The sequence below is a fragment of the Pseudomonas sp. 203-8 genome (assembly GCF_020708595.1).
Classification (GTDB): Bacteria; Pseudomonadota; Gammaproteobacteria; order Pseudomonadales; family Pseudomonadaceae; genus Pseudomonas; species Pseudomonas aeruginosa.
The window spans coordinates 64,872-77,013 of the sequence record NZ_JAJFDF010000005.1; the positions used below are offsets into that span (position 1 = coordinate 64,872).

Genomic DNA, 12,142 nt, shown 5'->3' on the forward strand with positions numbered 1-12,142 from the left:
TAGGGCGAATAACCGCTACGCGGTTATCCGCCGTTTCAGCCGCATCGCGGCGAATAACGCCTAGGGCGTTATCCGCCCTACGGACCGGCGCTCCGCTAGCCCAACCTGGTGTAGGGCGAATAACCGCTACGCGGTTATCCGCCGTTTCAGCCGCATCGCGGCGAATAACGCCTGGGGCGTTATCCGCCCTACGGATCGTCGCTCCGCTGGCCCAACAGCGGTGTGCTCAGGCGAACCTGGAGAAATCCGGCTGGCGCCGGTGCATGAAGGCGCTGAGCGCCTCGATCGCCTCGGGCGAGCGCAGTCGGGTACTGAAGATATCGCCTTCCTCGGCGATCACCCGGCGAAGCTCCTCGATAAACGGCGCTTTCATCAGGCGCTTGCTCTCCACTACCGCCGAGGGCGCCAGGTGCAGGAAGCGCCGGGCCGCATCGCGGGCGTGCTCCAGCACCGTGGCGCCATCCTCCAGCGCCGCATTGGCCAGGCCCCAGGCCGCCGCCTGCTCGCCGCTGAAGTCCTGGCCGAGCATCAGCAATTCCGCAGCCCTGGCATGACCGAGCATGCGCGGCAGGATCAGGCTCGAGCCGAACTCCGGTGTCAGGCCGAGGTTGACGAACGGCATCTTCAATCGCGCATTGCGACCGACGAAGACCAGGTCGCAATGCAGCAGCAGGGTGGTGCCGATACCCACCGCCGGTCCGTTCACCGCGGCGATCACCGGCTTGGGGAATTCCAGCAGGGCGCTCATGAAGCGGCCGACCGGGCTGTCGCGCAGGGATGGCGGTTGCTCGAGGAAGTCGAGGATGTCGTTGCCGCTGGTGAAGCAGGCATCGCCGCCAGTGATCAGCACTACCCGCACAGCCGTATCGGCCTGCGCCTCCAGCAGCGCCTCGGCCATCCGACTGTACATCGCGCGGGTCAGCGCGTTCTTCTTGTCCTGGCGGTCCAGGCGCAGGGTCAGCAGCCCCGCTTCGCGTTCGACCCGAATCAGCTCGCTCATCGTCACTCCAGGGATGCGGCGCAGGGCCGCGGCAATGGCTGCAAGGCACCGCCACCGCGCCGCGTCAGGCGTGGGGCAGGAACAGGTCCGCCAGGGTCTGGCTACGCGGTACGCCGGCCAGGTAGAGATGCCGGGCGAAGCGTTCGACGCTGGCGGGTTGGCCGCAGAGTAAGGCCATGCTGCGCCGCGGAACAAGGCGGAGATCGGCCAAGGCAGAGGGCAACTGCGCCGCCGACACCAGGTTGACGCGCACTTGCGGATGACGCCCGGCCAACTCCGCCAACTCGCTCGCCAGGTAGTGGTCGCGCGCCAGGTGCAGCAACTGGATCGGCGCCTGGTGTTCCGCGCGCAAGGCCTCGCGAAGTATCCCCCAGAGCGGCGCCAGCCCGGTACCGGCGGCCATCAGCAACAGCGGTCGCTCCTGCCAGTCCGGCTCGTAGCGCAACGCCCCGCCGCGCAACTCGCCCAGACGCAGGAGCGCGCCAGGCGCCAGGCGCCGGGCGCGGTCGCAGAACGCGCCGGGAGCGCTACAGTCGATGTGGAACTCCAGCCATGGGTCCTCGTGAGGCAGGCTGGCCAGCGAATAGGGACGCGCCACGCCATCGTCGCTCCACAGCAGCAGGTGCTGCCCGGCGCGATAGCGCAAGGGCCGCTCCGGCTCCAGGCGCAGGCGCAGCACATCGCCCAGCCAGTGGCAGGCTACGACCCTGGCCGGCAGCCCGTCGCGCTCAGGATCGAAAGGCTGCAACACGAGGTCGCCGAGCACCCGGCACTGACAGGCCAGCCGCCAGCCCGCTTCGCGCCGTGCCGGATCGAGCGCCTCCGGGAGGGTGTCGTCCACCTCGCCCTGCAGGCAATGCACCAGGCAGGCGTGGCAACTGCCGGCGCGGCAGCTATGGGGCACGGCGATGCCACCGGCGAGCAGCGCATCCAGCAGGTTGCTGCCGGCGGCGACGGCAAGGCGTCGCTCGCCGACCCGTATGTCAGGCACTGGTGACCTCCCAGGTGGCGTCGCAGCGGTTTCGTCCGCCGCGCTTGGCACGGTAGAGCGCCTGGTCGGCCCGCTGCAAGGCCTCGTCGAGATCGTCGTCGGCATACAGCAGGGTCATGCCCACCGAAAGGCTCAGGGTATCCACCGTGACCCCGACCGGTTCCGCCTGTTGGAACGCCAGGCGCAGGCGCTCGCAACAGCTTTCCAGCTGTTCCGCGTCGGCGTGGGGCAGCAGCAGGACGAACTCCTCGCCGCCGTAACGGGCCAGGACGTCGCCATCGCGCAGACAGGAACGCGCCACCGCGGCGAAGGTCTGCAGGACCCGATCGCCGGCGGCGTGGCCGTGGCGGTCGTTGATCCGCTTGAAGTGATCGAGGTCGATCAGCGCCAGGCCGTGCTGCCGGTTCGGCAGCAGGTCTTCCAGCGCCCGGCTGGCCATGCGCATGAAATGCCGGCGGTTGAACAGACCGGTGAGTTCGTCGGTGGCCACCAGGTCTTCCAGTTGGCGCATCATGCCGCGCAGCGTGTCCTGGTGCGCCTGCAAGGCATAGCGGCGCTGGCGCATGCGTTGCCGCATCGCCTGTATGTAGCTGGCGAACAGGCTCAGCCAGACCATTACGATGAACATCACGAGCACCTGCAATGCAGCCCGGCCCGGTAGCTCGAGACGCTGCTGCAAGGCCTCTACCAGGTAGATGCCGGAAAAAGCGATGAACGCCAGCGCCGCACAGCGGGCGAAGACCCGCGGCGGCAGTTGGAACACACCGAACAGCAGGGCCAGCACGTAGAACACCATGAAGGTGCCGCGCAGGCTGTCGACGTGGTAGAGGAAATAGGTCAGCCAGGCGATCGCCACCAGCACCTGCGGCTCGGTCAGGCTGGGATCGGCGTAACGCAGGTTGCGTCCGCTGGCGAACAGCCAGAGGAAGGCCAGTTGGCAAGCCACCACCAGGGTGGTGCTGGCCGCCGCGGTGGTCGGCGCTGCGCGGTAGAAGCCGCTGAGTAGCGCCAGCCAGAGCAGGACCAGGCCGAGCAGGTAGGTGCCTGCGGCCATGCCGAACCGGCGGAGCAAGAGCTTTTGCAGCGCACGCTGTTTCAGAGGAGGCTTGTCTGTGCGCATGGGCTCCGTCCCGTAATGGCACCTGGCCGCAATGTACCCTGCCCCCTGCGGGTTGCCTAGTCGAACGAACTGCCAGCTAGCGGACCGCGGATTTATCGGCCGACCAGCCGGCTGGCCGACCAAGGTCTGATCGTCGGCGCGTGCGCCCGTCTCGCCGGAACGGCTATACTGTCGCGCCTTTTTTGCGCCGGTGCCTGACCGGCGCGCTCCTCGGCTGCGGCCGGCTCCGTGACCCTGCCCCGCATCCGAATTACCCGCCTGAAGAGGACCGTGCTCCATGGCCGTGATCAAGCAAGACGACCTGATCCAGAGCGTCGCCGATGCCCTGCAGTTCATCTCCTACTACCACCCGGTCGATTTCATCCAGGCCATGCATGAGGCCTACCTGCGCGAAGAATCGCCGGCTGCCCGCGACTCCATGGCGCAGATCCTGATCAACTCGCGCATGTGCGCCACCGGCCACCGCCCGATCTGCCAGGACACCGGGATCGTCACCGTGTTCGTCCGGGTCGGCATGGACGTGCGCTGGGACGGCGCTACCATGAGCGTCGACGATATGATCAACGAAGGCGTGCGCCGCGCCTACAACCTGCCGGAGAACGTCCTGCGCGCCTCGATCCTGGCCGACCCGGCCGGCGCGCGGAAGAACACCAAGGACAACACGCCGGCGGTGATCCACTACTCCATCGTTCCCGGCGACAAGGTCGAGGTCGATGTCGCGGCCAAGGGCGGCGGCTCGGAGAACAAGTCGAAGATGGCCATGCTCAACCCGTCCGACTCGATCGTCGACTGGGTGCTGAAGACCGTACCGACCATGGGCGCCGGCTGGTGCCCGCCGGGCATGCTCGGCATCGGCATCGGCGGTACCGCGGAGAAAGCAGCGGTGATGGCGAAGGAGGTCCTCATGGACCCGATCGACATCCACGAACTGAAGGCCCGCGGCCCGCAGAACCGCATCGAGGAACTGCGCCTGGAGCTGTTCGAGAAGGTCAACCAGCTGGGCATCGGTGCCCAGGGCCTGGGCGGCCTGACCACCGTGCTCGACGTCAAGATCATGGACTACCCGACCCACGCCGCCTCGCTGCCGGTGTGCATGATCCCCAACTGCGCCGCGACCCGCCACGCCCACTTCGTGCTCGACGGCTCCGGCCCCGCCGAACTGGAAGCGCCGTCGCTCGACGCCTACCCGGAGATCGTCTGGGAAGCCGGCCCGTCCGCGCGCCGCGTCGACCTGGACAAGATCACCCCGGAAGAGGTGCAAAGCTGGAAACCGGGCGAGACCCTGCTGCTCAACGGCAAGATGCTCACCGGCCGCGACGCCGCGCACAAGCGCATGGTCGACATGCTGAACAAGGGCGAAACGCTGCCGGTGGACCTGAAAGGCCGCTTCATCTATTACGTCGGCCCGGTCGATCCGGTCGGCGACGAGGTGGTCGGCCCGGCCGGTCCCACCACCGCCACCCGGATGGACAAGTTCACCCGCCAGATCCTCGAACAGACCGGCCTGCTGGGCATGATCGGCAAGTCCGAGCGCGGTCCCATCGCCATCGAGGCGATCAAGGACAACAAGGCGGTATACCTGATGGCCGTCGGCGGCGCCGCCTACCTGGTCGCCCAGGCGATCAAGAAGTCCAAGGTGCTGGCCTTCGCCGAACTGGGCATGGAAGCGATCTACGAGTTCGAGGTGAAGGACATGCCGGTCACCGTCGCGGTTGACACCAACGGCGAGTCGGTGCACATCACCGGCCCGGCGGTCTGGCAGAAGAAGATCGCCGAAAGCCTGGCGGTCGAGGTCAAGTAAGCCTGCTCCGTCCCTGAAAAAGCCCGGCCCCGCGCCGGGCTTTTTCGTACGGCCACTGGCCGGAGCCTGGGCTGGCAGCGCCGCAGGCGCCTTGGTTCAGCCGAACCAGAAATACAGCAGGGTCAGGTTCGCCGCCGAGATCAGGCCGAACAACGACCAGGCCAGCGCGCTGACCCAGCGCGGGTTGACGAACTCCCCCATGAGGCCCCGGTCGCTGCTGAAGCGAATCAGCGGCCACAGGGCGAACGGCAATTGCAGGCTGAGCACCACCTGGCTGAGCACCAGCAGCTTGCCTACCGCGCCTTCGCCCAGCCAGAGCACGCCGATCAAGGCCGGCACCAGGGCCAGGCCGCGGGTGATCAGGCGCCGCTGCCAGCAGGGAATCTTCGCCCGGAGGAAACCCTCCATCACCACCTGCCCGGCAATGGTGCCGGTGAAGGTCGAGCTCTGCCCCGCCGCCAGCAGGGCGAAGCCGAACAGGAAGCTGGCCAGGGCGCCTCCCACCAACGGGTCGAGCAGGTGGTAGGCGTCCTGGATCTCCACCACCTCGGTATGGCCGCTGCCGTGGAAAGCCGCGGCGGCGAGGATCAGGATCGCCGCATTGACCAGCAGCGCCAGGGACAGCGAGCCGATGGTGTCGAGCCGGGAAAAGCGGATCGCCGAGCGTTTGCTCGCCGCGTCGTCGCCGCTGACCCGGGTCTGCACCACGGACGAATGCAGGTAGAGGTTGTGCGGCATCACCGTCGCGCCGAGGATGCCGATCGCCAGGTACAGCGGCTCCTGGCTGCTCAGGGTGTCCCAGGACGGCCGCAAGCCGGCGGCGACATCCGGCCAGTAGGGGCCGATCAGCACCAGTTCGACGAAGAAACACGCGCCGATGGTCGCGATCAGCCCCAGCACTATGGCCTCCAGGCGGCGGAAGTTGGCGCCCTGCAGGGCCAGCACGATCAGGGTATCGAAGGCGGTGAGGACCACCCCGGTGGTAATCGAGACTCCCAGCAGCAGGTGGAAGGCCAGCGCCGCGCCGAGCACCTCGGCAAGGTCGGTAGCGACGATCGACAGTTCCGCCAGCAGCCATTGGCCACGCGCCACGCCAGGGCGGTAGCGCTCCCGGGAGAGCTGCGCGAGGTCGCGGCCGGTGGCGATGCCCAGGCGCGAACAGAGGCTTTGCAGGAGCATCCCGGAAAAGCTCGCCAGCACCACTACGAACAGCAGCGCGTAGCCGAAGCGCGAGCCCGCCTCGATGGCGGTGGCCCAGTTGCCGGGGTCCATGTAGCCGACCGAGACCAGCAGGCCGGGGCCGATGAACAGCGCCAGCTTGCGCAGCGGCGAGGCGTCGGCCGGCACCGCCACGCTGTGGCTGACCGCCGAGGGACAGAACGGCGCGGTGGCCGTGGTGGGCAGGGAGTATTTCACGAGGCGACGCCGGATCGGGGGAGGAAGTGCGACCAGCCTAAACGTTTCACCCCGGTCGCGTCTTCCCTCGCCTCAGGCCTGGGCGCGCTGGCCGACCAGGCTCAGCTCGGCGACTTTCTCGCGCCGCTGCGCCAGGTAGCGGGTGCAACTGACACGCAGGAAGGAGGCGAAGTTGAGCACCTCGCCGCGATAGTCCATCACTTCCTCGTAGAGATTGGTGATCAACTGGTTGGTGCTCAGGCCCTCGCCTTCGGCGATTTCCCGGAGGATGTCCCAGAACTGGTTCTCCAGGCGCAGGGTGGTCACCACCCCGCGGATGCGCAAGGAACGCGAGCGCGATTCATAGAGGATCGGATCGGCTTTCACATAGAGTTCGCACATGCGCGGGGGTCTCCTGGGTCTCAGTGGCTGATGCGGGTGCCGAGCGCCTCGAGGAAGCGCGCCAGCCACGCCGGATGCGCCGGCCAGGCCGGAGCGGTGACCAGGTGGCCGTCGACGTGGGCCTGGTCCGGCGGAAGGTCGACGTACTCGCCGCCGGCCAGCCGCACCTCCGGGGCGCAGGCCGGATAGGCGCTGCACGCCCGCCCTTGCAGAACGCCGGCGGCGGCCAGCAGTTGGGCGCCATGGCAGACCGCGGCGATCGGCTTGCGCGCGGCATCGAAGTCACGCACCAGAGCCAGCACCTGCTCGTTCAGGCGCAGGTATTCGGGCGCGCGGCCGCCGGGGATCAGCAGGGCATCGTAATCCTCGGCGCGGGCCTGGGCAAAGTCGGCATTGAGGGTGAAGTTGTGGCCCGGCTTCTCGCTGTAGGTCTGGTCGCCTTCGAAATCGTGGATGGCGGTGCGCACGCTTTGCCCGGCCCGCTTGTCCGGACACACCGCATGCACCTGGTGGCCCACCATCTGCAGGGCCTGGAACGGGACCATGGTTTCGTAGTCTTCGGCATAGTCGCCGACCAGCATCAGGATCTTCTTCGCAGCCATCACGCGCACTCCTTCGGGCAGGGCCCGGTCATACCGGGGATGCACCTAAGGTAGCCAATCCGCAGGGGGACGCGGGTAATAGACGGTTACTACACGCGTGCCGGGTTCAGATGCCGATCTTGTCCAGGGCCCGCCCGACGCCTTCCCAGAACGAGCGCTGCACGCGTTTCCGGTAGCCGCTGGCGGCGAACTGCATGGGCTCCTGGACCTGGTGGGTAGCGCCGATTTCCGCAGCGCCGAGATCGGCCGCCACCAATTGCAGCGGGCCATCGCCCTCACCCGCCGGGTGCTCGCTCTTCGGTGGCGGGTTGAGTTCGTCGTAGCGCAGGTAGTAGACCGAGCCGGCCCTGGCCTCGAGCATGAAGCTGGCGATGCGGGTGAAATCCATCGGACCGTCGGCGAACAGGGTCCAGAAGCTGCCCGCCAGCGGCCGGCGCATTTCCAGCTTGTAGCTGCCGGTCTCGAACTCGAACGCCAGGTAGCCGTTGCTCGGCAGGCTGCCGATCAGTTCGTTGTTGAGGAAGATCCCCGGCGCCTCGAGTTCCTCGTCCGCCCACTGGCTCCGCGGACGGTAGAGGTAGACGGTGGCGTGGCTGGCATCGGCGCTCGGATGGGCGACGAAGGCCGGTCCGTCCACCGCACCGAAGAACGCGCCGGGCGTGCTGCAGCCGACCAGGCTCGCGACGATCGACAGGGCCAGCGACAGGCTGCGCAGCATGCTCCATCCCTCTTCTTATGGTTATCCGCGCAGCATAACCAGCCGGGCCGGGCCTGCCACCCGTCGAAAGTCCGGTTCTCCGGGAGAACGGCCTCAGGCCGGGCGCGGCACCTTGGCCAGCGCCGGCGCCGGCATCAGCCGGCGCACCAGCCACTTGCGCACCGGCACCACGCCGCGCTCCTGGAACAGCACGCAGAACGCCACCAGCAGGACCAGGAACAGCGGGTAGTAGAGCAGCGACGATGGCAGCGCGGCCGCCGCCTCGGTGCAGGCGCGCCAGTCGTCGAGACAACGCCCCGGCACGGCGATAAGGCGCTCGCTACGGGAGAACAGGGTGAACATCGGCACATGCAGGGCGAACAGCGACAGCGAGGCGGCCCCCAGGCGCGGCGACCAGTGGCGGACGAAAGCGCTCTTCGGGTCGGCGGGCAGCGCGCAAAGGCACACCAGCAGCAACTGGGCCGGCAGCAGCAGGCCGTTGTGCAGCAGGAAGTACCAATGTTTGGCGCCCTGGGTGAACAGGTAGTCGGCCACCAGGAAGGCCGCCACCACCAGCGCCACCAGCGCGGCCAGCAGGCCGCGTCCCGGCACCATGCCACGGTCACGGTAGCCGCGGAACAACCCGTAGGCCAGGATGCCGCCAAGGAATTCCGGCAGGCGCAGCAACGGATTGCGGTGCAGCAGGCCGGTCCAGGGGATCCCGTAGCTCTCGCTGGCCACCACCAGCGCCGGCGGGATCAGGTAGACCAGCCAGACCAGCGCCAGCACCTTCCACTTGTGCCGGCTGCGCATCAGCCGCGGGGCGACGAAGGGAAACGCCAGGTAGAAGAACATCAGCGTCGACAGCGACCACAACGGCGCGTTGAAGGTCAGGTAATAGGGATTCCAGGCCTGCAGCAGGAGGATCTGCAGGATGCTGTTGACGAACAGTTCGGTGTTGCTCATCCAGTGCAGGAAGAGTTCCGGGTGGGTGCGGCCGAGCACTTCGTTGGTGTCGTAGATGACGAAGCGCGGGGTGGCCTTGTCCAGCTCGGGACCGATTCCCAGGTGGCTGAGGGCCAGCAACACCAGGATCGACAGCAGCAGGGAGAACAGGTGCAGCGGATAGAGATTGGACAGTCGCTTGGTCCAGAAGCTGCGGGCGCTTTCGCGCAACCGGCCGCTGCGTGCGTAGACATGGGCCAGGAGGAAGCCGGAAAGCACGAAGAAGGTACTGGTGGCGAAGAACCCCAGGCTGGTCAGTTCGTCGAGATCGGGAAACTTCTGCTCTTTCGGATAGGTATGCAGGGTGTGGTACACCACCACGTACAGGCCGAGCAGGAAGCGCAACCATTCCAGTCCGATGAAACGTTCCTTGGAGTCGGGCGTTGCCACGCATCTCTCCTTTGTCATTGTAATGGGCGGTCCGGGGTAGACCCGCAAGCTCCCCGGCAAGTTTCACCGGGCCGGCCAGCGGCTACGAACGGCCGCTCCCTAGCGCCGGCGGTCGAGGAAATTCACCACTACCCGGTCAAGCCAACCCCACAGGCGCTGGTGCAGGCGCATCCACAGGGGTCGCGCGCGCCACATCGCCAGGGTCACCTCGCGGCTGTCGGCGAAGTCCGCCAGCAGGCTCGCCGCCGCCTCATTGGTGAAGTCCGGGTCGAGGGCCTCGAGATTGGCGTCGAGGTTGAAGCGTAGATTCCAATGATCGAAGTTGCAGGAGCCGACGCTCACCCAATCGTCGACCATGACCATCTTCAGGTGCAGGAAGCGCGGCTGGTATTCGTGGATGCGCACGCCGGCGCGCAGCAGGCGCGGGTAGTAGCGCTGCCCGGCATAGCGCACCGGGGCGTGGTCGGTGAGCCGCCCGGCCAGCAGCAGGCGCACCTCCACGCCGCGCTGGGCGGCCTTGCGCAGGGCCCGGCGAACCTTCCAGGTCGGCAGGAAGTACGGCGTCGCCAGCCAGATCCGTCGGCGCGAGCCGTTCAGCGCGCGGACCAGCGATTGCAGGATGTCGCGGTGCTGGCGGGCGTCGGCGTAGGCCACCCGGCCCAACCCACGGGCCGCCCCCGGCTGCGGCGGAAGGCGGGTAAGGGTCATGCCCTCGCGGGGCTTCCAGGCTTTCTCTTCGAGACAGGCCAGCCATTGCCGCTCGAACAGCGCCGCCCAGTCCGCCACCACCGGGCCGTCCATCTCGACCATCACCTCGCGCCAGGCGCTGACGTCGCTGACCGGTTCCCAGAATTCGTCGGTGATCCCGGCGCCGCCGACATAACCGAGGCGCCCGTCCACCAGCAGCAGCTTGCGATGGTCGCGGTAGAGATTGCCGCCAGTCAGCTTCCAGCGCAGCGGGTTGTACAGCCGCAGTTCGCCGCCGGCCTCGCGCAGGCGCTGGATCCAGGCGCTGCCCAGGCCGAGGCAGCCGAAGCCGTCGAACAGGCAGCGCACGGCGACGCCCCGGCGGCGGGCATCCAGCAGGGCGACGAGAAACAGTTCGGCGCAATGCCCGTCTTCCACCAGGTACAGCTCCAGCTCGATGCTCCGCTGCGCCGCCTCGATGGCCAGCAGCATGCGCGGGAAGAACCGCACGCCGTCATTGAGCAGGGCGAAGCGGTTGTCGCTGCGCCAGGGAAAGACCGGGCCGCTCACCGCGAAGTGAAGATCAGCACGGCGCCGACCGGCACCGAAAGCCCGATACTGCCGGCGCCGGCCAGCTTGCGCAGGGTCTCGATGCCGGGGGCGAGGTCGAAGTCGGCGGCGTCCAGCACCAGCGGCGACAGGGTCACCACCTGGAAGCGATGCTCGTCCAGGCGGGTCACCAACAGGTCGCTGGCGTAGCTCTTGCGCTTGCCATGCAGGCTGACGGTCACCGGCTGGCGCATTTCCAGTTGCACGCCGTCGGCCAGCTCGACGATCGGCGCCAGGTCGAGCTGGGCGGTGATCTCCGCCTCGGCGAAGCGCTTGGTCTCGAACAGATGCTCGCGGATGCGTTCGTCGCGCAGCGGGATGTCGGTGCTCACCGAGTCCAGCTCGACGCGCAGGCGCGCCTGCCCCTTGTCGTCGACCTTGCCGTGCATGACCAGGAAGCGGCCGACTTCCGAAAGGGTAGCGTTCTTGGTGGAGATGAAACTGAGTCGCGACGACTCGTAGTCCAGGTACCAGGCGGCCTGGACCGGCAAGGCCAGGAGGGCCAGGCCGAGGCAGATCAACTTGTGCATGCGGGCTCCCTTTGCGTCCGGCGCCACCTTAAACCGGCCGCCTGGGAGCAGGCAAACTCCCGCGTCAGTCGAGCGCGTGCTGCAACTGACTGACGGTATCGGCCAGGGTTCCCAGGTGCCGGCGGCGCACCCGTTCGACGCAATCCTGGTCGCGCGGCCAGTGCAGCGCCACGCTGCCGAGCAGGCGACCCTGGGCGCGTACCGGCAAGGCCACCGCGCGGATCAGGAACGGCAGGCGCACCGGATACTCCCAGTGTCCCTCGGTACGCTCGCCGTAGCCCTGGCCGTGGGCCTGCTCGCGGGTGCGCAACCAGAGGTCCTCGTCTACCTGGTGCTGGCGCGCCAGGCGGCGCACCTCGCTGTCTGCCAGTTCGCCCAGGCAGGCCTTGCCCATGGCCGAATGGAACAGGCTGGCGTGCTGGCCGACCACCAGCCGGTTGGCCGGGTAGCGCTTGCGCAGGACGCCGGGCACCGAGCTTTCCGCCACCAGCAGGCGGTCGCCGTCGAGAATCGACAAATCGGCGACCAGCCCGGTGCGCTCGCTCAACTCCACCAGCAGCGGCGCGGAACGCTCCACCATCTGGCAGCGGAAGCGCTCGGCGGCGTCACCGTAGAGGCGGGTGGAACGCAGCCGGTAGCGCCGGTCGGTCAAGCCGCGGTACAGCCAGCCCTGCTCCAGCAGGGTATGCAGCAGCCGCGACACCGTGGCCTTGGGCAGTTCGGTCAGGTAATGCAGTTCCTCGAGCCCCAGCGCCTGGTGCTGGCCCAGCAGATCGAGGATCGCCAGCGCCCGCTCCACCGAACGCACGGTTCCCGCCTCTTCTCTTTCCGGCATGACGACACCTCCACCGTCGACAGACCGTTATGGCAAAGCAAGATGCAGGCCCAGGTCATGTAGGAAGAATCTGCGAAT

At 67.7% G+C, this 12,142-nt stretch carries 12 protein-coding genes; 1 reads left to right on the top strand and 11 read right to left on the bottom strand.

From position 1 onward, the window contains the following. Positions 1-226: 226 nt before the first annotated feature. From LJF27_RS12875 to LJF27_RS12885, 3 genes are all read right to left on the bottom strand, one after another. Positions 227-1,000: an enoyl-CoA hydratase gene (locus LJF27_RS12875; protein ID WP_003101155.1), complete on the bottom strand. Its 774-nt coding sequence runs from the start codon at positions 998-1,000 to the stop codon at positions 227-229. Positions 1,001-1,064: 64 nt separating this feature from the next. Continuing rightward, on the bottom strand, positions 1,065-1,991 hold the full coding sequence (locus tag LJF27_RS12880; RefSeq protein ID WP_003101153.1) for an iron-sulfur-binding ferredoxin reductase: 927 nt from the start codon (positions 1,989-1,991) through the stop codon (positions 1,065-1,067). Then, positions 1,984-3,111 (bottom strand): GGDEF domain-containing protein, encoded by a 1,128-nt coding sequence (locus LJF27_RS12885; protein ID WP_003101151.1) that lies wholly within the window; start codon positions 3,109-3,111, stop codon positions 1,984-1,986. The genes LJF27_RS12880 and LJF27_RS12885 overlap by 8 nt, the downstream gene beginning before the upstream one ends. A 277-nt stretch (positions 3,112-3,388) precedes the next feature. Here LJF27_RS12885 and LJF27_RS12890 point away from each other — a divergent pair, with 277 nt between their 5' ends. Continuing rightward, complete coding sequence (locus LJF27_RS12890) at positions 3,389-4,912, top strand: fumarate hydratase (protein WP_003093938.1); 1,524 nt, start codon at positions 3,389-3,391, stop codon at positions 4,910-4,912. Positions 4,913-5,008: 96 nt separating this feature from the next. On the opposite strand, the gene LJF27_RS12895 is transcribed toward LJF27_RS12890, so the two are convergent. From LJF27_RS12895 to LJF27_RS12930, 8 genes are all read right to left on the bottom strand, one after another. Continuing rightward, a complete protein-coding gene (locus tag LJF27_RS12895; RefSeq protein ID WP_073637108.1) occupies positions 5,009-6,316 on the bottom strand; it encodes an Nramp family divalent metal transporter in 1,308 nt (435 codons plus the stop codon). An 84-nt stretch (positions 6,317-6,400) separates the two neighbouring features. After that, positions 6,401-6,709 carry a ribbon-helix-helix domain-containing protein gene (locus LJF27_RS12900; RefSeq protein WP_003101146.1) on the bottom strand — a complete coding sequence of 103 codons (309 nt, stop codon included), beginning with the start codon at positions 6,707-6,709 and terminating at the stop codon, positions 6,401-6,403. 20 nt (positions 6,710-6,729) lie between these two features. Next, the gene (locus LJF27_RS12905) at positions 6,730-7,314 is read right to left on the bottom strand and encodes a DJ-1/PfpI family protein (RefSeq protein ID WP_003120861.1); all 585 of its coding nucleotides are present in this window, start codon (positions 7,312-7,314) and stop codon (positions 6,730-6,732) included. 103 nt (positions 7,315-7,417) lie between these two features. Continuing rightward, positions 7,418-8,029, bottom strand: a complete 612-nt coding sequence (locus LJF27_RS12910) for a DUF2846 domain-containing protein (protein ID WP_003101143.1) — start codon at positions 8,027-8,029, stop codon at positions 7,418-7,420. Positions 8,030-8,122: 93 nt separating this feature from the next. Continuing rightward, the gene (locus tag LJF27_RS12915) at positions 8,123-9,403 is read right to left on the bottom strand and encodes an acyltransferase family protein (RefSeq protein ID WP_023116749.1); all 1,281 of its coding nucleotides are present in this window, start codon (positions 9,401-9,403) and stop codon (positions 8,123-8,125) included. A 99-nt stretch (positions 9,404-9,502) separates the two neighbouring features. Next, on the bottom strand, positions 9,503-10,582 hold the full coding sequence (locus LJF27_RS12920) for a phospholipase D-like domain-containing protein (protein WP_003120863.1): 1,080 nt from the start codon (positions 10,580-10,582) through the stop codon (positions 9,503-9,505). 74 nt (positions 10,583-10,656) lie between these two features. Beyond that, a complete protein-coding gene (locus LJF27_RS12925; protein ID WP_003093949.1) occupies positions 10,657-11,229 on the bottom strand; it encodes a YceI family protein in 573 nt (190 codons plus the stop codon). A gap of 64 nt (positions 11,230-11,293) precedes the next feature. Then, complete coding sequence (locus LJF27_RS12930; protein ID WP_003120864.1) at positions 11,294-12,064, bottom strand: IclR family transcriptional regulator; 771 nt, start codon at positions 12,062-12,064, stop codon at positions 11,294-11,296. Positions 12,065-12,142: the final 78 nt, after the last annotated feature.

Coding starts and splice junctions, on each gene's coding strand:
- LJF27_RS12875 (WP_003101155.1), bottom strand. CDS start 1,000: ATGAGCGAGCTGATTCGGGTCGAACGCGAAGCGGGGCTGCTGACCCTG.
- LJF27_RS12885 (WP_003101151.1), bottom strand. CDS start 3,111: ATGCGCACAGACAAGCCTCCTCTGAAACAGCGTGCGCTGCAAAAGCTC.
- LJF27_RS12890 (WP_003093938.1), top strand. CDS start 3,389: ATGGCCGTGATCAAGCAAGACGACCTGATCCAGAGCGTCGCCGATGCC.
- LJF27_RS12900 (WP_003101146.1), bottom strand. CDS start 6,709: ATGTGCGAACTCTATGTGAAAGCCGATCCGATCCTCTATGAATCGCGC.
- LJF27_RS12910 (WP_003101143.1), bottom strand. CDS start 8,029: ATGCTGCGCAGCCTGTCGCTGGCCCTGTCGATCGTCGCGAGCCTGGTC.
- LJF27_RS12920 (WP_003120863.1), bottom strand. CDS start 10,582: ATGCTGCTGGCCATCGAGGCGGCGCAGCGGAGCATCGAGCTGGAGCTG.
- LJF27_RS12925 (WP_003093949.1), bottom strand. CDS start 11,229: ATGCACAAGTTGATCTGCCTCGGCCTGGCCCTCCTGGCCTTGCCGGTC.
- LJF27_RS12930 (WP_003120864.1), bottom strand. CDS start 12,064: ATGCCGGAAAGAGAAGAGGCGGGAACCGTGCGTTCGGTGGAGCGGGCG.